This is a genomic window from Marinomonas shanghaiensis, from assembly GCF_003259175.1.
Lineage (GTDB): Bacteria > Pseudomonadota > Gammaproteobacteria > Pseudomonadales > Marinomonadaceae > Marinomonas > Marinomonas shanghaiensis.
The window spans coordinates 112,502-135,720 of record NZ_QGOK01000003.1 but is presented as its reverse complement, the minus strand read 5'-3'; the positions used below and the strand labels follow the sequence as shown (position 1 = coordinate 135,720).

The window sequence follows — 23,219 nt, the reverse complement described above, 5'->3', positions numbered from 1 at the left end:
TACCGACGAATTACAATGGAGAAACCTCAAAATAACCGACGGCAAACCCTTCTTCCGCCGCGCTCTGGGTTTGAATCGCTTTTGTACGAGTCGTCAAACCTTTACTTGCTAAGATCTGATCCAACGCACCGGCAAACCAACCAGTGAACATGTAATCCACCTTGCGATTGACTTTTTTACCGTGGATTTTTTCGTAGTGATAAACAAAAGCTGAGTTTTCTAAACGCACTTTTGCCGTGCCTTTTTCGATGTCCAATGCTTCGGTAATAAAAAACCCCCAACCGCGTTGAGAAAGACGCTTTAAGTAGTGGTGCCAAATGTCTTCGCCGTAAATACCATGACATTCAGACTCTTGTTCACACCAAAAATAGGCTGATTTATAACCGGCTTTATAAAGGATATCGGCATAACGTTCGGCACCTATCTCGTCTTCAATGCCCATGTGGTTATTAACAAAAAAGTGACGAGGTACGTACAGCATGGGCAACGCATCTGTTGTCCAAACACCGGTTTCATCGTCAACAACAATTGGCATTTCTGGCGCATGTGTAGACATGTTCAATTCCTTAAATTCTTTTCGTTAAGATCAAATACTGTAAAGCGTTACAAGCGCAGTAGCTTTACTCACCCCAAATTTCGTGAAGAAGGTTCACCCAATTCTCGCCCATTATTTTCACCACTTGACGCTCGCTAAAACCATGTTTCAACAGCGCTTCAGTCAAGTTCGGGAAATCGCCAACCGTACGCATACCCAATGGATTAATAATTTCGCCAAAACGCGTCAAGCGGCGGGCATAGCCTTTGTCGTGAGTGAGGTATTCGAAAAAGTCGTAACCGTGACCTTGCGTAAAGTCAGTGCCGATGCCGATTGCATCTTCACCTACGAGGTTGTAAATGTATTGAATGGCTTCTACATAATCGTCAATGGTGGCGTTAATACCGGCTTTTAAGAAAGGTGCGAACATGGTGACGCCAACAAAACCGCCATTGTCAGCAATAAACTTAAGCTCTTCGTCTGTGCGGTTACGTGGGTGCTCTTTTAAACCCGCTGGCAAACAGTGGGAATACGCTACAGGCTTCTTCGATTCGATAATGACTTCTTTCGCGGTATTTGGACCAACATGAGATAAATCACACAACATACCAACGCGATTCATCTCCGCCACGATCTCACGACCATAACCCGACAAACCACCGTCGCGCTCGTAACAACCTGTGCCGACCAAGTTTTGCGTGTTGTAGCACATTTGCACAATGCCTACGCCAAGGTCTTTAAAAATCTGGACGTAACCGATTTGATCCTCAAACGCATGGGCATTTTGAAAGCCCATCATCACGCCCGTTTTACCTTCGGCTTTGGCACGATGAATGTCTTTCGTGGTATACACCTTCAGCAATAAGTCACTGTTGGCTTCGATCAGCTGATTCATCTCAACCACATTGCGAACGGTCCCTTCAAAGTTCTCCCAAAACGATACAGTGCAATTCGCTGCTGTCAGCTTGCCCTTCGCCATGTCTTCGAATAATTCGCGATTCCACTTAGCACAAATTAAGCCATCAATGATAATAGACTTGTCGTGTAGCTCTGCTGCGTTCATTGTTTTTCCTTACCTATCTGATATGGGCTTTTTAAAGGAGTGACTATCAATGAACTCAGTGTAATTTTTCGCTACGGGTGGGAGCTGGCTGGAAACGACTATAGGAAGACTAAAAGCGACTAACCATCTTGGGGCTATCTATACAGATTGCATTCAAATCAAGCAGTATGCCAACCCAGCGTTCTATCGAGCCGTTCCGAAAGTTTTTATGTCTTTCTTTTAATGAAAGATTTTTAATGACAAACTCTGCACTAACAATAAGCAGCAGACATAAAATAAGGCTTCACTCGATCTCCATTTGCTTCTAACAAAAGCCCTTCTCTATAATAGCCGTTACATTCAACAGTCCATGCCGTTTTAAAGGTGGTTTTACATGATGTTTATGAAGATTTCTCTTAAGGCCGCTCTGGCCGCAGCATTAGTGGTTATGGTTGGGTGCAGTGCGTCTCCAACAGGTCGTAAGCAGTTTGCGGTGTTGCCTGATAGCCAAATGAATGAGATGGGGATCCAATCTTTCACAGAAATGAAAAAGGAAATCCCCACCTCCTCAGATTCTAAACTAGGCGAACAAGTGCAATGTGTGGCCGATACGCTGATCGCCGTGCTACCCGATAAATACCGCGATCAAAACTGGGAAGTCGTATTATTTGATGACGAACAAGTAAACGCCTTTGCTTTGCCAGGTTACAAAGTTGGGGTTTACACAGGACTTTTAAAAGTGGCCGAAAACCAATCTCAACTAGCCGCTGTTGTCGGCCATGAATTGGCTCATGTTATTGCCAGACACGGTAATGAGCGCGTCTCCACTCAATTGGCTACCAGTCAAGCGCTGTCATTGGGTTATCAGTTAAGCGGTGAAGAAACACCGGAGAAAGTCGCGATTTTCCAAGCATTAGGCATTGGTGCGCAAGTCGGCATTATCTTACCTTTCAGCCGCTCCCATGAGTCTGAGGCGGATTTACTTGGCTTAGAATACATGGCCAAAGCTGGCTTTGACCCTAGAGAAAGCGTCGCATTGTGGCGCAATATGAGTGCGGGCGGTGAAAGCAAAACCCCTGAGTTATTGTCCACACATCCCGCTAACGCTACGCGTATCAAGGACTTACAAGCCAATTTGCCCAAAAACCTGGCGGTTTATGAACCTCTTGCTGCACAAAATAAACAGGCGAAATGTTACTAATGGTTAAATAAAATGCCATTGGAGTGGGTTAAAATCAAAACACTATTTTAGCCTACTCCTAATTTTGATTGAATCCGTTAATACATTACCTCTTTTAGCCTGCGCTTTTTCACTTCTTTTTTATTAAGTTAATATTAAGTGTTTTTTTACCTTCATGGATGACGTTTTTTAATTGATTACCTTGATGTCATCGCCACTTTTTAAAAAAAGAAACTGAGTTTCTCTTCCTTTTTTAAATTATGACTGAATATTCAGTAACATTTAGAAACATTTTTTGTAAATTCTTCGTGATACTATTTGCTTATCTTTATAACCATAACCGTCATTCTTTTTTAGTACTCGCCTCAACATTAAAGGCATATAACCCAAAATGTGGAACGTCTCGCTGCTTATGAAACGCTCATTGCGTAGAAAAATGTCACTGGTATTGATTTGTACAAGTACGAGAATAAAAGTACTTCTTAATTGCTCACACAAAACATACACGTGGTGGTTGGCAATAACACTTGCCTACTGTGCAGGTGCCGTCCATGCAACCACTCCTTTAGCAGACTATTTTTCCGATACTTGGTCTACCCAAGACGGTTTACCACACAACAGCATCAATGCCATTGCGCAAACTTCCGACGGTTACCTATGGTTTGCCACTTGGGAAGGCGTGGCGCTTTATAATGGTCGTGACTTTCGCTTCTATGAACGTTCTGCGCAAACTGGCATCCTTGACTCTGGCACCCGCGCTTTAGTGCCTGACAATGATAATGGTCTCTGGATTGCAGGGGCAAGGGGTGGGATAACCTACCGTCATGGCAACCAATGGCTACCTCAGCCTACCGCACGCGGTATGGTGAATCATGTTCTCAAAGACAGCGCTGGCGACCTTTGGTTGGCCGTTGAAGGCTTGGGAGTGTATTACCGCCCTGCATCCGGTCAAATAACAACGCAAAGCAATGATTCTGTGGAAGAAGTATGGTCCTTACAAAATATCAGCGCCTATCGAATACTTGAAGACAGCCAAGGACGCATCTGGGCAGCAACAGAAAAAGGTTTATTTCAACTCAATGGCACCAATAAAAAAGAAGTATTAAGCCAACATAACCTACCCGAACTACGCGTCTATTCTTTATTAGAAACACAAGATAAACGCTTACTGATCGCTACAAGTCGTGGCGCCTATGTGCTAGATAATAATAAAGCCTATTTGCTTCATCCACGTTTGGCCGGTGAGGCCGTTACTACATTAATGCAGGATACGGATCAAAATTTGTGGTTGGGAACCATTAATAAAGGCATTTTTCGGATTCATAATAATCATATCGAAATGTTAGACAGTAAATCTGGACTCCCCAACAATCGTGTTTTGTCATTGTTCCAAGACCTAGAAGGCAGTATCTGGATAGGCACGACAGGGGGATTAATGCGCCTTCGCAAAGCGCCATTTACGACTTGGACCAAGGATCGACAGCTTGTCGGCGACTATGTACGCAGCGTCATCGAGATTAGTCCTAACTCAATATTAGTTGGTTCAAGTGAAGGACTCAGTCTTATCGAAAACAATATTGCCCACAATGCAAGAATCAATATGGGCACCTCTGTTTCAGTACTGAGTTTAGCCAAACGCAGCGACGATGGTGTTTGGGTTGGTACCTACCTAAATGGGCTTATGCTCTGGCAAGACAAACAGTTATTCCCTTTTTTAAATCAACAAAGTGGTTTGCCTAGCGATGAAGTCAGAGCCATTTTAGAAGACAGTCATGGGGATTTATGGATCGGAACGACCAGTGGTCTAGTACGACAAGACGCATCGGGCAAACAGCAACTCTTCACCCGAGAAAACGGCTTACCAGACAACTATATTCTAGCCTTAGCCGAAGACGATCAAGGCCAACTATGGGTTGGCACAGGCTATGGTGCAGCCAAACGGACAGAAAACGGATTTGAGATCGTTTCCATTAGAAGCCAAGAAGAAGCAGAATACGCCTTTGGTTTTTGGATGGAACCGGGCTATGTTTGGATAGCCTCGGACCGCGGTCTAATACGTTATCGTCAACGAGATGGAAAGTTAAGCTTAATTGGTCGTAACACAGGACTGCCCATCGACAAGCTATTTCAGGTTATTTACGACGGTACAAGTGGCTTATGGCTCACCAGTAATCGCGGCATTTGGCGAGTGGATTATAACGCGGCCCATGCGGTTGCGAACGGTAACCAAGAACACATTGAATTTGAACACTTCTCTGAAAGTGATGGCATGGCAAGCGCTCAAGCAAATGGCGGCTCTAATCCTGCAGCGATAGCAACCGAGAATGGCAAACTCTGGTTTGCCACCGCCAAAGGCGTTACCATGATCGACAGCTCCATCATATCGACAAAAAACACTGCTCGCCTGCCCCTGGTGATAGAATCCATATACGCAGACGGCAATCTGTTACCAGCAGAACAAAGCCACGTTCTGCCAGCGGGCACCAATCGCATAGTCTTTCATTATGCAGGGTTAGGTTATGTCATGTCGTCTCGTATTGAATATCGTACCAGACTTGTCGGATTTGAAGACAACTGGGCAACTCGAGGCAAGAACACCATTGCCGAATATACCAACCTAGCACCTGGCAATTATCAATTTTTGGTCAGTGCTCGTTACCCCTACAGCGATTGGCACAATGCCGAACATCTTTACGAATTCCGCATCTTGCCCTATTTCTGGCAACGGCTTGACGTGCAAATTGCCATTATTCTATCGATTCTATTACTGTTAGTTGGCGGACTTCGCTGGCGTTTGCAACGGTTACAGCAAAGTGAAATAAGACTAAAAGCACTGGTCGAAAAACAAACCTATGCATTGCGCCAACAATCTGAAGACTTTCAGCGTCAAGCGAACGAAGACGGCCTAACAAAACTGCCCAATCGCCGTGCGTTTGACAAATGGCTCAGTGAGAAATTTCCGCAAGCTAAAATAAAAGATACTAGTCTCATTCTGGCCATTATCGATATTGATAACTTTAAAATGATCAACGACCGTTATTCTCATCTGATTGGCGATAAAGCAATCAAGATACTAGCAGAACAGCTAAGACAGATTGCTGGTGACAAAATCCATGTCGCCCGTTGGGGCGGAGAAGAATTTACCTTAGTCATTGAAGGGTTAGAGCAATCAAATGTTGCTAGTTTCTGCGAAAACATCTGCCAACGTATTGCCTCACTCGACTACAGAGATATAGACGCAAACTTCACCATGACAGTCAGCATAGGGGCCGCTCTTGCCCACCAAGTAGACACCTACGAAGACCTGCTCCGTCTAGCAGACCAAGCCCTTTACAGAGCCAAAGAACAAGGACGAAATCGCGTTGAAATTGCACCATAGACTGTATTAATCAAACACAACATATAAAGCCCCTCCTTTAATAGGGCTGTTTCAAAGAGAGCAGACAAAGGAGAGTGGCTTACTACGATGTCACTCATTATGCGGCTAAAGACACTGTCTTGATTGGCTTTTTCGCAGCCACTCTTCGAAGCCCTTAAAATGAACGGTGTCCCCCACCACTAAAACCCAGTAACATTCCGGTCGTGAGTACGTGTGTGCTGTTAAGTGACATGATATTAATAAAAGAGACCATAGAATGACCGAACAAGTTAAAGTAATCGCAACGCACAACGGAAACTTTCATGCTGACGACGTGTTTGCGGTTGCTGCACTGAAAAATATTTTTCCAGCAGCTAAATTAATACGTACACGAGACCTAGCCGTCATCGCCAATGCCGACATAGTAGTGGACGTAGGTGGCATATTCGATACAGAAACAAACCGCTTTGATCATCACCAAAAAGGCGGCGCAGGCGCACGAGACAACGGCATCCCATTTTCATCATTTGGCTTGATTTGGCAAAAATACGGACTAACCATATGCGCCGGCAATCAGGAAGTGGCTGACGCTTTGGATAAAAATCTAGTCTCCGCTATCGACGCTATCGATTGCGGACACGTAGAAGGTGTACAAACCGGCATTAGCCTAAGCCAAACCATCTCCATGTTTAACCCAACATGGCAAGAACAAGACGATTTTGATGCCTGCTTCGATGAAGCCGTTGTCTTTGCATCACGCTTATTAACCCGATTTATTGCCGCAGCAACCGGTGGTGTAAACGCAAAAAGCATCGTCGCCAACGCCATAGAAAACGCGGAAGATCCAAGAGTCATAGTATTAGAACAATACACCCCTTGGAAAACCACCGTGCTTAGGTTATCGAAAGACGCCTTATTTATCGTCTATCCATCTCAAACAGGACAGTGGCGCATACAAACCGTGCCCGTCGAACTCGGCTCGTTTGAAGATCGCAAGAAACTCCCCGCACCGTGGGCAGGATTGTCTGATAAAGAACTACAAAACGTCACCGGTTTAAACGACGCTATGTTCTGTCATAACGGTTTATTTATCGCCGGCTGTGAATCTTTTGAAAACACCATGAAAATGGCAAAAATAGCGCTGGAATATTAATAAATTTAGGGCTAGATGAAAAAACCCCTCTTCAATCAACTAGCCCTTATCTTTTACTCATGGACACACAACTCAAAAAAACACCCTATCATTTACAAAAAGCCTTCGCACAACTTTTTTCATGGACACGCAACTTAAAAAACACCCTATCATTTAACTTTTTCATGGACACGCAACTTAAAAAACACCCTATCATTTACAAAAAGCGCTACAAAAAGCCTTCGCACAGAGAGTATTTCACTAAAAATGCGCTCTCTTACTACTGTAAAAAGACTAAATTTATTCTTTAGAGGCAGGATTATTGGTTCTTTTACGAGTACATTTACTAATATGACATTAGTCAATAAATATAGAATGGGCAGATTTGAGGAAGCTAAGCAAGAAGCCGAATATCACTTAATTTAGGCTTTCTTTGTCGTTTATTTGCATCGCAGTAGGAAGCAATTGACTGTTCTGAACCAACAACAACACCTGTTCTTGCACCAAATTCTATGGCGATACACAGCCAATTTTCTGAGGATATGTTGAGTCGTTGAAGAATCGGTAACAGCGAAGCGTCTAATGCGCCACGCTTGTCTTTTCGGATAATTCTTCCTGTTATATCCACCAATTCAAGGTAATCTGTCAACTTGAAAGGTAAACCATCTAGCTTGTTCTCTCTGCGGTTACCAACAAAAGGATAAAGCAATTTTGGTTGCTTTTGATGTCTTGCGGCGGTGACTCGTTTTTTAACACTGGTGAATGCCGAGGTTTCAGGTGTTTGACTTACTTTCGCTCTAAGTGGATTCAGGTCAACGTAGGCCATACAAGCCAGTAATGCAGGCTCATCAAGCAGCGCTTGGGACTTAAAGCGCCCTTCCCAAAACCTACCTGTACACTTATCTTCAAAATTCGCTTGTCGAGCAATAGGCTCATTCAATTCTTTCATGAACCAACTAATGTCGGTTAAACGCTTTCTGAAAGTCTCGGCTGAAGACTCCACCATAGCCATTGCATAATCAGGCAATGCTTCGCCTCGTACATATTGTTGAGTAAACAAAGTACCTTTATGTAACTTATGCCAGCGTTTCAAAACGTCCAGTTTAGACCACTTAGCAATTTTTTCTGAGTTTATGTGCAGCACAACATGCAGATGATTACTCATTACCGCATAAGCACAAACATCGATAGCAAAGACACTGGCTAAAAATAACAAACGCTTTTCAACCCAGCCGCGGCGATGCTCAAAGCTTTCGCCAGAGACAGGGTCCTTGCCGCATAAAAACGCCCTACGGACGCAACGAGAGATACAATGATAATAAGGTGTATCATCCAAACAAATTTGCTGACTTCTGGCTCTTGGCATGAGCACTTCCCCTCCATGAGAAAATATACTGGTTAAATATACAGCATAATTTTGGACTGTCAAATTTGCGTGTGGGTATCTTGTTAGTCTTTGTTTTAGTCTTTTTGTTAGTCTTTTTGGACTGTCAAATTTGCGTGTGGGTGTCTTGTTAGTCTTTTTTTTGGGTGTCTTGTTAGTCTGTTTCTCGCGCTTGCCTCATAAGATTTAAAAAATAACAGTGATGACTCTAAAGAAACAAAGCAAACAACGACCAAATTTCAATCAGCTAGTCTGTCAATGATGGCGCATTAGGATAAAAATGCACCAAAACTAGGCATTTTTACGTATTCTGTTTCTCCCCAGTATCACCAGTAATACGCCACCTAAGACACTTAATGTGGCGATGATGAGGTGTAAAGTGATGGATTCATTGGCGAATATCACGCCGCCAATGGTGGCGATGATGGGGACTAATAGTTGTAAAACAGCGGCACTGGAAGCACTAAGATAAGGCAGAACGGCATACCAGATGGCGTAGCCGAGTCCCGACATAATGGCGCCTGAGGTGACCGCTAGAACAATGCCTTCACTCTGAGGTTTGGTGGTCGTTGGCTCTGCACTGATATAAATAATCAAGAGGATAACGAGCAGCATAGGAAGGGTTCGTACAAAGTTTGATGTAGTGGCAAATAAGGGTTTCGTCGACGCCTTACCTCGCCATGTATACATACCCCACGCGATGCCAGCTAGCGTCATTAAAATAAAGCCTAATAAAGAAGGTGACGACAAAGTTGGCAATACCAAGTAAACAAAGCCAGAAAAGGCGATCACCAACCCTAGCCACTCCAGCCAAACTAGCTTCTGCCCTGCCCTGACGGCCAATGAGATCAAGGTCAGTTGCACAGCACCAAAGAGGATCAAGGCTCCCATTCCAGTAGATAAAGTAACGTAGGCGTAGGAAAAACCTAATGCATAAATAAACAATGCCAACGCTGACAACCAACTGCCTTCTTGCCAAGCCGTTTTCAAATCACCACGCGGTTTGGTTAGCGATGCCAACACACAAAGCACCACCAAGGTAATAGCTCCACTCAGTAAGCGCCAAGCGGTAAATTGTGCTGGATCAATAAGACCACCGTTAAGCGCAATCCGACACAATACTGAATTTGCCGCGAAGGCCAACAATGCCAGCATCACGTAGACACATAACCGTAGCAAACTTGTCATCATTTTGTTCAACAGCCTAGTTAACCTTTGAGCTGTACCTTATCAAGGAAAACGCCACTGTTACGCACTGGCACCAGATTTGCAAGACTATGACTAACGTCCACCAGTGGTATTTTGATGGACCCAAGAAGGAATCGATATGACAACGCTTTTAATTTTTACTGATTTGGATGGCACTTTACTCGATCATCACACCTACAGTTTTCAGCCTGCGCTAGCGGCTATGGGGTCTTTAAAGACCTTTTCCATTCCCTGTGTGATCAATACCAGCAAGACTTTTGTGGAGCTTGTAGAGCTCAGAAAAGCGCTCAATCACCAAGACCCTTTTATCGTAGAAAACGGTTCTGCGGTGTATATCCCGAAACATTCCGCTCTCACATTAAATGAAACATTAGAAGACTGTGGTGATTATTGGCGTAAGTCATTTGGCCCAAAACGAGCTGAGCTCATCGCGCTGACGAACGATAAACAAGATCAGTATACCTTTAAACGTTTTCATGACATGACTTGGCAAGAGTTAGTCACGCTCACCGGCTTAAGCGAACACAATGCAAAACAAGCCATGCAACGAGAATTTACCGAACCTATGGTGTGGACAGATTCCAACTTGGCACTGCGCATTTTCCGCGATGATCTTGCCAAGTTTGGTGTGCAAGTGCAAAAAGGAGGACGCTTTGCACACCTAATGGGCGTGCACTGTGACAAAGCTAACGCCATGTTATGGCTCAAAGCGGTATACGCCGAGCAAAGCGATGAAGACATTACGACCATGGCGTTAGGCGACGGTGAAAACGACGTTGGTATGTTAAGCAAAGCCGACATACCCGTGGTGATTCGCTCTCCGGTGCATGCTCCCCCAGAAATCCCACAGCGCAGTGATGCGTGGTTGAGTGATGCCTACGGCCCCGAAGGATGGGCGCAAGCCATTAATTTAGCGTTAACCAAGCAAGGTATTTTGTAGACCCAGACACAAAAACAATACCAAAAGTCATTTTCAAACTAGGAGAAATAACATGGGCGATTTTCATCAAAACGGTATCATCACCACACTTCATAATTTGGCACACCGCCCGTTAGAAGAAATGGAAAAAGAACTGTGTGAGTTTGCTAAAACGCGACCCATGTCTCTTATCCTGCCTTGTCTGTATTCTGAATTAGAAACAGATGCTATGCCGAATATTCTTAAACACTTACAGCAAGTACCTTATCTATCTGAGATTGTGATCGGATTGGATCGCGCCACGGAAGAGCAATACCGACACGCATTAGAGTTTTTTAGCGTGCTACCACAAAACGTCAAGGTATTGTGGAATGATGGCCCGCGTTTGCGAGAAATCGATAATGTATTAAAAGGTGAACACCTTTCCCCTTCGGATCCAGGTAAAGGCCGCAATGTATGGTTTTGCATGGGTTATAACCTCGCGGCTGGCAAAGCAGAATCCATTGCAATGCACGATTGTGACATTGTCACCTATGACAGAGAACTGCTTGCGCGGCTGATTTATCCGGTGGCCAATCCAAATTTTAACTACGAATTCTGCAAGGGCTTCTATGCCCGTGCTGCCAATGGCAAGATGAATGGTCGAGTCAGCCGCTTGTTGGTTACCCCTTTGCTCTGCTCGCTTAAAAAAGTCTTTGGGCACTTAGATTATTTAGATTACCTAGACAGCTACCGTTACCCTTTAGCAGGAGAGTTCTCTTTCCGACGCGATGTAATGACAGATTTGCGCATTCCAAGTGATTGGGGATTAGAGATTGGCGTGCTGAGCGAAATGTATCGTAACTACTCGACCAACCGCTTGTGTCAGGTCGACATCGCTGACATTTACGATCACAAACATCAAGATTTATCGGCCGACAATGACGATGGTGGTTTGTCTAAAATGTCCATTGATATTACCAAGGCCATTTTCAGAAAACTCGCAACCAATGGCACTATCTTTAATCAAGAAACTTTCCGTACCATCAAGGCGACTTATTATCGCGTGGCGCTGGATTTCATTGAAACCTATAAAAACGACGCTGAGATCAACGGTCTCAAGTTGGACGTTCACACCGAAGAGCGTGCCGTAGAATTGTTTGCCAGCAACATTATGAAAGCGGGCAACCAATATTTAGACAACCCAATGGAAACGCCTTTTATCCCTAGCTGGAATCGAGTCGTCAGTGCGTTTCCCGGCGTGATGAGCCAACTCGCCCAAGCCGTCGAATTGGATATGGCCCAATATGGCCCTAAAAAATAGCAGATCTAAAGACGAGTACCTCTTAAACAACGCAACGTGAACGTCGCCCTTATGGGCGTCTTTACGTGTTTTTTTTACTGAATAAAACACAGGTAGGTAAACATGGAAAATGCGCCTTTATCGCCCTTAGAGCAGCGAATTATTGCTCATTTACACGTCATTTACCCGAACTTGGATCATAAAGAGCTTGCTCATAAATGCCTCTCGACGTTTCAGCTCGATCCCACAACAGAATCGCCTCGTCCTCACCGAAACCTTTGGGATCAGTCTGATATCATGCTGATTACCTATGCAGACACCTTGCGAAAAAAAGAGGAGGCGCCGTTAAAAACCTTGCACGACTTTGTTAAAACGACGCTGTCGGATTGCTTATCTGCCGTGCATTTGTTGCCTTTTTTTCCCTACAGTTCAGACGATGGTTTTAGCGTAATGGATTACACCACAGTGAATCCCTCCTGTGGGCGATGGGCAGATGTGGTGAACCTTTCTCAAGATTTTAAAGTCATGGGCGATCTGGTGATTAACCATTGTTCCAGCCGCAGTCTTTGGTTTGAAAATTACAAAGCAGGTGTGGATCCAGGTTCACGCTTTTTTTATGAAGCGGACCCAAACGCTGATTTAAGCGCCGTGGTTCGACCGAGAACATCACCCTTATTACGTGAAGTGCAGACCAAAAATGGCACAAAATACGTTTGGTGTACATTTAGTCATGACCAAATTGATTTGAACTTCGAAAACCCCGATGTCCTGCTGGAGTTTTTGCGAATTATTCATCTGTATCTGGAAAAAGGCATTCGCTGGTTTCGTCTGGACGCGGTGGCTTTTTTGTGGAAAATCCCTGGCACCAGCTGCATCAACCTGCCACAAACCCATGAAATGATCCGCCTATTGCGCTTAATGATTGAGCATTACGCCCCAGAAGCCGTGATCATCACCGAAACCAACATTCCAAATCAGGAAAATTTAACCTACTTCGGCAACGCTAACGAAGCACATTTGATTTACAATTTCTCCTTACCGCCATTGTTAATTAACAGCCTCGTGACGGGAAACTGCCGCCATTTGAAACAATGGTTAATGAGCATGACCCCAGCCCAACAAGGTACCACTTACCTCAACTTTATTGCTTCCCACGACGGCATTGGCCTGCGCCCCACAGAAGGTTTACTGACTGAATGGGAGCTAGAAACGCTGATCAATACCATGAAACGTTTTGGTGGCAAAATCAGCTCTCGCACCACACCAGAAGGCGAAGCCAAACCCTATGAAATAAATATCAGTCTCTGGAATGCCTTATCAGGATCAGCGCAACAAGGACCAGACAAGTGGCAATTTGCGCGTTTTTTGTGTGCGGCCGGCGTCATGTTGGCACTAGAAGGCGTGCCCGCTTTTTACATTCATAGCTTGTTTGGCACAGAAAACGACCTGGAACGTGTCGACAACACGGGGCAATTTCGCTCTATTAACCGCCATATTTGGGACATGGAAGATTTAGACCATGCTTTAAACACGCCAACCCATCATCAAAAAGTCTTTCAGAGCGTGACCAAACTCACCAAAATACGCCGCGCTCAGCCCGCTTTTCACCCTAATGCGACTCAATACGTGTTGCACATGGGAGAAAACTTATTCGCTTTCTGGCGCCAAAGTCTAGACCGCAGGCAAAGCCTGTTTGCGGTATATAACATGACAGACCAGCCACAGAGCTTCAACTTGTCTGAACTCAATCTTATTGCCACCGATGAGTGGACCGATCTGGTTTCTGAACAAACGTACGAAGACCATTTGGGCAAAGTCACCTTAATGCCCTATCAATTCGTTTGGTTGGCCAATAAAAAAAGAAAGATCAAAGACAATTAGTGTTGTTTCGCATTCAGCAACACATCGTACCAACTTATGTTCACGAAAATCATCACCAAAGATGAGACAATGATAACCATTATCAACGATTGGTAATGGTTATTCTTTCAAGACATAGGTAATGGTAAACATGATGAATATACGAAAAATACTGGCTGTTGGCACCTTAGTGGCTGTTAGCCAACTGGGGACAGCCGCAACCTCTTCACCAACGGCCGCTGTATTTGATCTTGGCAGCTTAGACACCATGGCAGCGCTTAAATTAGAAGCTCATGTCGTTGGCGTCCCGAAACAAACGCTTCCGGATTATTTAACCCAATTTAAAGACGCACGTTATGCTGATGTTGGTGGTTTAAAGACGCCAGACATTGAGACTCTAAAAGCCTTAAAACCAGATATTGTTGTGATCACCGGTCGCCAAGCCGCTAGCAAAGCGGAGTTGGAGACCATTAGCAAAGTCAAACAAGTAGACGCTTCAGGTGATGATTATTGGCAAAGTTTACGCGACAACGTAACCTCTCTAGCGACACTATTTGATGCCCAACCCGCTGCCGAGTCCGCACTTACAGCATTAAAGACAACAATAGAAACCAGCAAAATGGCCATCAAAGGGGCACCGACTACCTTGTTTGTTACCCATAACAATGGTTCTTTTGGATTACGTGACGAACCCATCGCCACTCAGCTGCTTGGTTTAGCCAGTCCAGCCCTTCCCCCACATGTCAAACCTCAACAACGTGGAACTCGAACCTTTACCTCATTGACAATCAGCAATATCGCAGAAATGAAGCCCACAAGCTTATTTATCATTGACCGCAGCGCAGCCATTGGCAATACAAAAGAGGCGCTTGATGTAGAGAAGCTGAAAGCAGACTTAGCCGCTCAAGGTGGTCAAAACATTCAAATCACTTATTTATCACCTAAACTTTGGTACTTATCGGGTAATGGTTTGCAAAGCCTTAACATGCAAATCAAAGAAATCACCGACGCACTGTAGTAAAAACATTTTAAAACGCGTAAAAAAACCCTCGCTGATGTTTATCAACGAGGGTTTTATAACCAACTGCCTACTGGTCGTGGATGCCTTTAGCGCACGTTCTCAAAGTTATTTTCTAACTTTATCAGTGGCTTACGGTTTTCGAAAACACATTAATCACCACCACACCCACAACAATCAAAGACATGCCGATACAAGCCGCTAAGTCGAGTTTTTCATGGTTAAACAAATAACCAAATACCGAAATCAATACAATCCCTAAGCCCGACCAAATCGCGTATGTCACGCCCGTCGGCATAGAACGCATCACAATGGTTAGCAGATAAAAAGACACACCATAGCCAACAACCAATACGATGCTAGGGCCTAATTTAGTAAAAGAATCAGACGCCTTTAAAGCCGTGGTCGCAATCACTTCCGCCAATATCGCCAGAAACAAAATTAAATACGTCATGAGCCTTTCTCTGCCTTAGATTTTCAACGAATACGGTTATTTGATCGGCTCTTCTTGCTTAATCGCATCAAGGTCAACCTCGTCTAGGTCAATATCCTCTGCCAAAAAGCCGCCAGTTTGGTGCGCCCACAGTGACGCGTAAATGCCAGCATGTTGAATCAGCTCTTCATGGCTACCCTGCTCGACGATGTTGCCCTTGTCCAACACAATCAAGCGATCCATGGCCGCAATCGTTGACAATCGATGAGCAATGGCGATCACTGTTTTGCCTTGCATTAGCTTATACAGGCTGTCTTGGATGGCGGCTTCTACTTCCGAATCCAATGCGGATGTCGCTTCGTCTAAAATCAACAAAGGCGCGTCTTTTAATAACACACGAGCAATCGCAATACGTTGGCGCTGCCCACCAGACAATTTGATCCCACGCTCACCAACCATCGCATCGTAGCCTGCGTTGCCGAAGGGGTCGGTTAGCTCTTGAATAAATTCATGAGCTTCGGCTTTTTTCGCCGCCGCAATCATCTCTTCTTCCGTGGCATCGGGACGACCATACAGTAGGTTTTCCCGCACAGTTCTATGCAACAAGGAAGTATCTTGTGTCACCATGCCAATTTGCGCACGTAAAGAATCTTGCTTAACCGCACTAATGTCTTGCCCGTCAATGCGAATTTGACCGGATTCAATATCGTGAAAACGCATCAGCAAATTCACAATAGTCGATTTACCTGCACCAGAGCGCCCGACAAGACCAACCTTTTCACCTGCTTTAATAGACAGCTTCAGGTTTTCAATCACCTTGCTATCTTGTTTGCCATAATGAAAGTTCACCGCATCGTATTCAATGCTGCCGTTTGGCACAGATAAGGATGGCGCATTGGGTTTGTCTTCTATCTCAATAGGTCTAGACAAGGTTTTCATGCCATCGTTAACCATACCGATGTTTTCAAACAAAGCACTGATTTCCCACATGATCCATTGTGACATACCGTTCAATCTCAGCGCCAAACTAACGGCAATAGCAATGGCTCCAACACTAATTATGCTGCCTGTCCACAACCAAATAGACAAGGCCGCCACTGAAAATGCCAACACATAGTTACAGGTTTGCACGCCAACACTGAGCATGGTGACCAAGCGCATTTGCTTATAAACCGTTTGCAAAAAACCATCCATGCCTTCTTTGGCATAGTCTGCCTCACGTTGATGATGAGAAAACAGCTTCACTGTCGAAATATTGCTGTAGCTGTCTACCACTCGTCCAGTCATAGTGGAACGAGCATCCGCTTGTTCTGCGGACACTTTTTTTAATTTAGGCACAAAATAGAGTTGCAGCAGCACATAACAGACTAACCATCCCAACATAGGAATCATCAGACGATAGTCAGCCTTAGCGATCAGTACCACCATGGAAATAAAATACACCCCAATGTAGACCAAGACATCAAGCAATTTCATGACGGTTTCACGAACTGCAAGCGAGGTTTGCATTACCTTGGTGGAGATACGGCCTGCAAATTCGTCCTGAAAGAAAGACATGCTTTGGCGCAAAATATAATGGTGCGACAACCAACGAATACGCATGGGGTAATTCCCCAACAACGTTTGGTGAATAATGGTCGAGTGCAAAAAAGCCACTGTTGGCATAAGGACGAGAATCATTAAGGACATCCACAATAAATGCGTGCCCTCTTCGGCAAAAAAGGTCTCTGGATCTTTGTTAATCAGCCAATCCACCAATTGCCCCATAAAGCTGAACAAGGTCACTTCTAAAATGGCAATCGTCGCGGTTAATAACGACATAATTAACAGCGGAATCTCTACTCCTTTTGAGTAATAGCGGCAGAACGCAAATAAGGTCTTCGGCGCTTTAATCGCATCTGTGTCTGGGTAAGCAGACACCCACTTTTCAAAAAAACGTAACATGGGTATTCCTTAGTAAACCTAACTTTGACCGACAAAAAAGCAGCGTTTTAAAGAAAAACGCTAGGCGGGACATGAAAGCAATATGATTATCGACGTGAAATGGAGACGAAATTGAACCACGTTCCACTTTATAAAACCAGAAAAGATAATCCTTTTCATTATACCTGTTTAAGCGTGGTCTGACAGTTATCTTATTTTTTGATAACGCCTTTCAGGGCGGCCCACAGAGCCATAACTGACCTCTGCGGTCAGTTCTCCACAGCTCACCAAATGCTCTAAATAACGTCTTGCGGTGGTGCGGCTGGCATTAATTTGTTTACCCACTTCTTCCGCATTAAGAGAAGCACTCGACTCAGTAATCACCTCAATAACCTTGGCTAAAGTAAGTGCATCAACCCCTTTTGGTAGTGGCGAAGCCACTGGCGCCGAAGAGGCATGTTGACCTCGCGGCAGCAAACGGTCTACTTCCGTTTGCACTAGAGTGCTCATCGCATGAAGTTTTTCAAGGTGAAGTGCATAGTTCGCAAGGGCTTCTTTGAGCCGCTCGAACACCAAAGGCTTGAGTATGTAATCAAATATACCGCCATGCAAAGCCGCTCTGAGGGTATCAATTTCACGAGCAGCGGTAATCAATATCACATCGGTAGCGCAGTGATTTGCACGCAGATCGCGCAGCAATTCCAGCCCATTGCCTTTGGGAAACTGTACATCTAAAAGCAAAAGCTCTGGCTTTAGTATATCGACTAGATCTCGAGCCTCTTCAAGACCATGCGCCAAACCGACCAATTCGAAACCTTCTATTCGCTCCAAAAAGCGTTTCTGAATCTCTGCAATCTGTAAATCATCTTCGGCAATTACTACTCGTATGCTAGTGCTCATAACATCACTCCTGAGTCGATTTAAGATCAATAGAAGGTTTCTTTTTGGGAATGTAGACGGTAAAACGACTACCGCATAAATCAGCAGGCTCAATGATAATGGTCGCTCCCATTCGTGTCAGTAATTGATTCACTAGATGCAAGCCGATGCCACGGTTTGGTTCTCCCTTTGTCGAGACTCCGCGTTCAAAAATACGCGCTTGCTCTTCGACCGGAATGCCTGCGCCTTGGTCTTCTATTTCAAAAATCAGGTCATTGCCTAGGTCTGTCATGGTCAAACTGACGTCGCCACCAGCCCCCGTATGCGACAGAGTGGCTTCAAACGCATTGTCCAATAAATTCCCAATCACACTCACCAACAACTCCCGAGGAATATGCATGGGAATATCCGTCATATGACTTTCTGAATCAATGATAAGACGCAAGCCAAGCTCACGGGCTCGGTTGTATTTTCCCAATAGACAACCCGCTAATACAGGGTCTGGGATCGCCGCCACCAGCAAGTCAATGAGCGCTTGATGGTTCTCGGTCTCCTGACCGATCAAGGCCAAGGCCTCTTTGGTGGCGCCAATTTGAATTAACCCCGCGATGGTATGCAATTTATTGGAATACTCATGGGTTTGACTGCGTAAACTGTCGGCATACTGGCGAATACGAGTCAGTTTACGACTGACCATATCCAGCTCATCTTTTGGCCGAAAACTGGACACCACACCAATAATGCGATCATCCTGACGCACTGGCAGCCGGTTAGTAATAAAACACGCATCGCCCAACCACACTTCCTGATCAAATTGCGGCTGTCCATTTTCAAGTACACTGATCATCTGGCTATCCGGTAGTACTTTTTGGATGGGCTGCCCCAACAGGCTGTCCTTGTTTGACAAACCCAAAGTCTTTAATGCCGCGCGGTTAAAGGTAGTAATAATACCTTCCGCATTAATTGCCACAATTCCTTCACGGATCGATTCTAGGGTGGCATTACGCTCTTCAAACAAAAGCCCTATTTGCTCAGGTTCAAGCCCAAAAATAGCCTTTTTAAAATGACTGGCAAACCAGAGCGCAATCAACACACTGATCATAAAAGCCGATAAAATCGCAATCAGCAAGGTCGTACGATAGCGCGCCAAAATGCTTTCTACCGTATCCAAAATAAAGCCAACCGACACAATACCTACAATCTCGCCAGACGGATCGATAATAGGCGTCTTTCCTCTAATGGAAACGCCCAAGCTCCCCGTGGCTTTTTGCACATAAGCTCGACCATCCAACAAAGCGGGGTTGTTGTACTCCCCTCCCATACCATCTTCATCGTCATCGTTCATCGGTTTGCCAATTCGTTCGGGAGTAGGATGAGACAGACGTAAGCCATTTTTATCGCCGATAACAACAAAACGCGCATGGGTCGTCTCGGCCAATTGCAGACTTAAAGGTTGTAAAAAGGGGGTGTCCGACGCTTTTACGGCGGCAATGATTTCCGGCATTACAGCAATGGTTTTTGCGACTTGCAGTGCGCGTTCAGCGACCTGCTCTTCAAGGGACTCATTAAGGTGATTAAGAGCAAAAAGGCCTAAGAAGCCTGTTTGCAATAGGGCCATCAGACCTAAAACTAAGGTCATTCGAGTCTTGAGTTTGAGGTTACGTAAGGGGTTGGTCATATCAGTTAAGGCTCTTTTTTTATTCTATGGTATCGGAGAACGAATCAAACTGCCTGTGAACAAAATGCACAAAATGATTTTAAAGGATGATATAGCCTTTAAGTGCAATATATTTTTAAAAACAAAATGTCCGAATATAGTAAAGAAATCACTAAAAATATAAAAACAACTGAGGATACTAATATGTTATCTCGATTTCTTTCTCGTCAACGTTCAACTTTATTAGCGGCTGCTTTCGCGTCAACACTGACTGCGGGTATGGCACAGGCTGCCAACGACCAAATTCACTTCCTAGTACCTGGCGGTGCAGGTGGTGGCTGGGACGGCACCGCTCGTGGCGTAGGCGAAGCACTCACTAAATCAGGCTTAATAGAAAGAGCATCTTTCGAAAACTTGTCTGGTGGCGGTGGTGGTAAAGCCATTGCCAACCTCATTGAAAAAGCCGATCAAAGCCATGGCACCTTAATGGTGAACTCAACTCCCATCGTGATCAGTTCTTTGTCCAAGGTATTCCCACAATCTTTCCGTGATCTTAAACCCATCGCGGCAGTAGTCGGTGACTATGGCGCTTTTGTGGTACCTACTAGCTCAAAGTACATGACCTTCCAAGATGTGATAAACGATTTTAAAAACGATCCTCGCTCTGTCGCCGTTGCCGGTGGCTCCGCACGCGGTAGCATGGATCACTTGGTAGCCGCTATGGCGTTTAAAGCGGCTGGCGGTGATGCGCGCCGTTTAAAATACGTAGCCTATGATGCAGGTGGTACAGCTATGGCAGGGATTCTATCTGGCGAGGCACACCTATTATCAACCGGTTTTAGCGAAGCGGTTGTCTTAGCCAATGCGGGTGAAGTCCGTATCTTAGCTATCACAGGCGATGAGCGCTCTGCCACAGCGCCAGATGTACCTACTTTAAAAGAACTTGGCTATGACGCAAGCTTTTTAAACTGGCGCGGTTTCTTTGGGGCGCCAACACTGTCCGATGAACAAGCTGATGAATACGCTAACCTGTTGTCAAAAATGTACGAGACAGATGAATGGAAAGTCGTTCGTGACCGCAATGGCTGGACAGAAGTCTTCAAACCTCGCGCAGATTTTGTGGCTTTCTTAGAAAACCAAGAAACCGTAATTGGTGATCTAATGCGTGAACTTGGCTTCTTAAAATAACCACACGGTTATCTGAAATTTCTCAGAGCTTCAACGGCTAAATGCCCTTGGAGCTCTCTCTTATCCTACCTTTTTATTATGAGATGGACGGCATTTGTACCGTCAAAGGTGAACCCTATGGTGATTACGAAAGATCATATTGGCGGTTTGGCGTTCCTGTGCCTTTCCGCTGCTTATGGCTACTACACGGGCGACATTCCTATGTTGCCAGGTGATGAATACGAGCCCTTTAACGCACAAACCCTACCAACTGTTCTGGCTTTCATGGGCGGTATCCTGTCCATCGCTCTGATTCTCAACGCCAGTAAAAATGGCGGTGAGCGCCTTTCTTTGCAGGGATACGACTTTGCGATCGTAATTAAGCTGTTGGTACTGGTCATATTGTTCGGCGTGGCGTTGGAATGGATCGGTTTTTTATTGTCTACCATTTTGTTTCTTGTCGGTGGCTATTGGGTCTTGGGAGAGCGTCGGTGGAAAACCTTGTTAATCGCTTCCGTGCCTTTTGGTCTCTTTATTTGGTTCTCCCTGTCCCAACTGCTGGATATTTATCTTGCTCCTGGGCGCTTAATAACCATGTTGTTTGGAGGTTAAGGTCATGTTAGACGGAATATTTGTAGGTCTTAGCACCGCGATCATGCCATTCAACATTATGATGGTAGTGGTCGGTTGTTTTGCAGGTACCTTCATTGGTATGTTGCCCGGCCTTGGGCCAATATCGGCCGTGGCCTTAATGATCCCTATCACGTACGGCTTAGATCCTTCTTCAGGCATTATTTTAATGGCGGGTGTGTATTATGGCGCGGTATTTGGTGGCTCGACTTCGTCTATTTTGATTAATGCCCCAGGCTGTTCCAGTACCGTTGTTACCTCGTTTGATGGCTACCCTATAGCGCAACGTGGTCAGGCGGGTAAAGCGCTGGCATTAGCGGCTTATTGCTCATTCACTGGCGGTACAGTAGGTGCCATTATACTGCTGTTTGCAGCCCCTGCACTGGCCACCGTTTCCTTGAGTTTCCAATCAGGCGACTACTTTGCCTTAATGGTACTGGGTCTCACAGCCGTCGCGGCGTTCTCTGGTAAAGGCCAAGTGATCAAAGCCATGATAATGACGGTTTTTGGTCTGATGATCGCCACTATGGGCACCGACGTCATGACGGGTGTCCCACGCTTTACCTTTGGGAATCTTGATTTACTGGATGGCGTAAGCTTCTTATTACTGGCGATGGCAACGTTTGCTTTAACCGAAGTGATTATGTCCGTTATGAAGGGACAGCATCTTGAAAAAGACCCTGAAATCAACATGGCCGCGCTTGGCAGCATGAAGCTAAGCAAAGAAGAAGTGAAAGAAGTAGCGCCTACGGTTGCTCGTTCTTCTGTGTTTGGTTTTATCATTGGTGTGCTGCCTGGTGCTGGTGCCACCATTGCGTCTTTCTTGGCCTACGGCATGGAACGTAACTTTGCCTCGGCAAAAGAAAAGCTTAAATTTGGTAAAGGGGCTTTGCGCGGTCTTGCGGCACCTGAAACGGCAAACAATGCGGCCTCTACTGGTTCATTTGTACCATTACTAACATTAGGCATCCCAGGATCCGGCACGACCGCCATCATGCTTGGTGCCTTAATTGCTGCGGGTGTGCAACCTGGCCCACGCTTGTTTGTCGACAATCCGGATGTCTTTTGGTCGGTCATTATTTCAATGTACTTTGGTAACTTAGTGCTGTTGATTCTGAATCTACCCTTGATTCCTTATATATCACGCTTACTGGCCATTCCTCGTCAAATCTTGATCCCGTTGATTTTGTTCTTCTCGGTCACGGGTGTGTATTTGGTCAGCTTTAATACCTTTGACATACAAATGATGGTCTTCATTACCGTTATTGCGCTGTTCCTTAAAATGCTGGATTTCCCGATGGCACCTATGCTGTTGGGGTATATTCTTGGTGACATTATGGAACAGAACCTTAGCCGCTCTATGGTATTGTCTGATGGCAGCTTGTCTTTCCTTTGGGAACGCCCGCTTACCTTAACCATCATGATCATTGCAATCATATTGTTAGTAATGCCACTGATTAGCAAATTACTAGGCAAAAGAAACAAAACCGCAGCGTCATGAAATAATCGTGTGTAACACGATACCGCAATAGATGTTATTAGATAGGGTATTTGGAGACAATTCAGTCATTGGATTGTCTCTTTTTTTATTTGGCCAAACCTATCAGACAA

General features: G+C 45.0%; 18 protein-coding genes. 10 read left to right on the top strand and 8 right to left on the bottom strand.

Features of this window, described 5'->3' with window-relative positions:
- Positions 1 to 10: 10 nt before the first annotated feature.
- Both DKT73_RS00920 and DKT73_RS00915 read right to left on the bottom strand, forming a co-directional pair.
- Positions 11 to 556 (bottom strand): DUF5943 domain-containing protein, encoded by a 546-nt coding sequence (locus DKT73_RS00920; protein WP_111636732.1) that lies wholly within the window; start codon positions 554 to 556, stop codon positions 11 to 13.
- A 64-nt stretch (positions 557 to 620) separates the two neighbouring features.
- Positions 621 to 1,598: a dipeptidase gene (locus tag DKT73_RS00915; RefSeq protein WP_111636731.1), complete on the bottom strand. Its 978-nt coding sequence runs from the start codon at positions 1,596 to 1,598 to the stop codon at positions 621 to 623.
- Between the two features lie 373 nt (positions 1,599 to 1,971).
- Between DKT73_RS00915 and DKT73_RS00910 the strand changes: the two genes are divergently transcribed.
- The 3 genes from DKT73_RS00910 (at position 1,972) to DKT73_RS00900 (ending at position 7,268) form a co-directional block, all read left to right on the top strand.
- On the top strand, positions 1,972 to 2,778 hold the full coding sequence (locus DKT73_RS00910; protein WP_198666508.1) for a M48 family metallopeptidase: 807 nt from the start codon (positions 1,972 to 1,974) through the stop codon (positions 2,776 to 2,778).
- Positions 2,779 to 3,271: 493 nt separating this feature from the next.
- Positions 3,272 to 6,136 carry a ligand-binding sensor domain-containing protein gene (locus DKT73_RS00905; protein ID WP_198666507.1) on the top strand — a complete coding sequence of 955 codons (2,865 nt, stop codon included), beginning with the start codon at positions 3,272 to 3,274 and terminating at the stop codon, positions 6,134 to 6,136.
- A gap of 256 nt (positions 6,137 to 6,392) precedes the next feature.
- Positions 6,393 to 7,268, top strand: a complete 876-nt coding sequence (locus tag DKT73_RS00900) for an MYG1 family protein (protein WP_111636729.1) — start codon at positions 6,393 to 6,395, stop codon at positions 7,266 to 7,268.
- A 373-nt stretch (positions 7,269 to 7,641) separates the two neighbouring features.
- Here the strand turns inward: DKT73_RS00900 and DKT73_RS00895 are convergent, their stop codons facing one another.
- Both DKT73_RS00895 and DKT73_RS00890 read right to left on the bottom strand, forming a co-directional pair.
- Positions 7,642 to 8,613 (bottom strand): transposase, encoded by a 972-nt coding sequence (locus tag DKT73_RS00895; protein ID WP_111636728.1) that lies wholly within the window; start codon positions 8,611 to 8,613, stop codon positions 7,642 to 7,644.
- A gap of 309 nt (positions 8,614 to 8,922) precedes the next feature.
- Positions 8,923 to 9,822, bottom strand: coding sequence for a DMT family transporter (locus tag DKT73_RS00890; protein WP_332871622.1), 900 nt, complete (start codon positions 9,820 to 9,822; stop codon positions 8,923 to 8,925).
- Between the two features lie 136 nt (positions 9,823 to 9,958).
- Here DKT73_RS00890 and DKT73_RS00885 point away from each other — a divergent pair, with 136 nt between their 5' ends.
- The 4 genes from DKT73_RS00885 to DKT73_RS00870 all read left to right on the top strand — a co-directional run bounded on the left by DKT73_RS00885 (position 9,959) and on the right by DKT73_RS00870 (position 14,919).
- Entirely contained in the window at positions 9,959 to 10,780 is an 822-nt protein-coding gene (locus DKT73_RS00885; protein WP_111636727.1) for an HAD-IIB family hydrolase, read from the top strand.
- A gap of 52 nt (positions 10,781 to 10,832) precedes the next feature.
- Positions 10,833 to 12,062, top strand: a complete 1,230-nt coding sequence (locus DKT73_RS00880) for a glycosyltransferase family protein (protein ID WP_111636726.1) — start codon at positions 10,833 to 10,835, stop codon at positions 12,060 to 12,062.
- A 102-nt stretch (positions 12,063 to 12,164) separates the two neighbouring features.
- Entirely contained in the window at positions 12,165 to 13,922 is a 1,758-nt protein-coding gene (locus DKT73_RS00875) for an alpha-amylase family glycosyl hydrolase (protein ID WP_111636725.1), read from the top strand.
- 130 nt (positions 13,923 to 14,052) lie between these two features.
- Positions 14,053 to 14,919, top strand: a complete 867-nt coding sequence (locus DKT73_RS00870; protein WP_157959138.1) for an ABC transporter substrate-binding protein — start codon at positions 14,053 to 14,055, stop codon at positions 14,917 to 14,919.
- A gap of 124 nt (positions 14,920 to 15,043) precedes the next feature.
- On the opposite strand, the gene DKT73_RS00865 is transcribed toward DKT73_RS00870, so the two are convergent.
- The 4 genes from DKT73_RS00865 to DKT73_RS00850 form a co-directional block, all read right to left on the bottom strand.
- Entirely contained in the window at positions 15,044 to 15,373 is a 330-nt protein-coding gene (locus DKT73_RS00865) for a DMT family transporter (protein ID WP_111636723.1), read from the bottom strand.
- A 36-nt stretch (positions 15,374 to 15,409) separates the two neighbouring features.
- The gene (locus DKT73_RS00860) at positions 15,410 to 17,296 is read right to left on the bottom strand and encodes an ABC transporter ATP-binding protein (RefSeq protein ID WP_111636722.1); all 1,887 of its coding nucleotides are present in this window, start codon (positions 17,294 to 17,296) and stop codon (positions 15,410 to 15,412) included.
- Between the two features lie 186 nt (positions 17,297 to 17,482).
- Positions 17,483 to 18,175 (bottom strand): response regulator, encoded by a 693-nt coding sequence (locus DKT73_RS00855; RefSeq protein ID WP_111636721.1) that lies wholly within the window; start codon positions 18,173 to 18,175, stop codon positions 17,483 to 17,485.
- Between the two features lie 4 nt (positions 18,176 to 18,179).
- Positions 18,180 to 19,832 (bottom strand): ATP-binding protein, encoded by a 1,653-nt coding sequence (locus DKT73_RS00850; RefSeq protein ID WP_111636720.1) that lies wholly within the window; start codon positions 19,830 to 19,832, stop codon positions 18,180 to 18,182.
- Positions 19,833 to 20,015: 183 nt separating this feature from the next.
- On the opposite strand from DKT73_RS00850, the gene DKT73_RS00845 reads away from it, so the two are divergent.
- The 3 genes from DKT73_RS00845 (at position 20,016) to DKT73_RS00835 (ending at position 23,109) form a co-directional block, all read left to right on the top strand.
- Positions 20,016 to 20,999, top strand: a complete 984-nt coding sequence (locus tag DKT73_RS00845) for a tripartite tricarboxylate transporter substrate binding protein (RefSeq protein ID WP_111636719.1) — start codon at positions 20,016 to 20,018, stop codon at positions 20,997 to 20,999.
- A gap of 117 nt (positions 21,000 to 21,116) precedes the next feature.
- Positions 21,117 to 21,590, top strand: coding sequence for a tripartite tricarboxylate transporter TctB family protein (locus tag DKT73_RS00840; RefSeq protein WP_111636718.1), 474 nt, complete (start codon positions 21,117 to 21,119; stop codon positions 21,588 to 21,590).
- A 4-nt stretch (positions 21,591 to 21,594) separates the two neighbouring features.
- Positions 21,595 to 23,109: a tripartite tricarboxylate transporter permease gene (locus DKT73_RS00835; protein WP_111636717.1), complete on the top strand. Its 1,515-nt coding sequence runs from the start codon at positions 21,595 to 21,597 to the stop codon at positions 23,107 to 23,109.
- Positions 23,110 to 23,219: the final 110 nt, after the last annotated feature.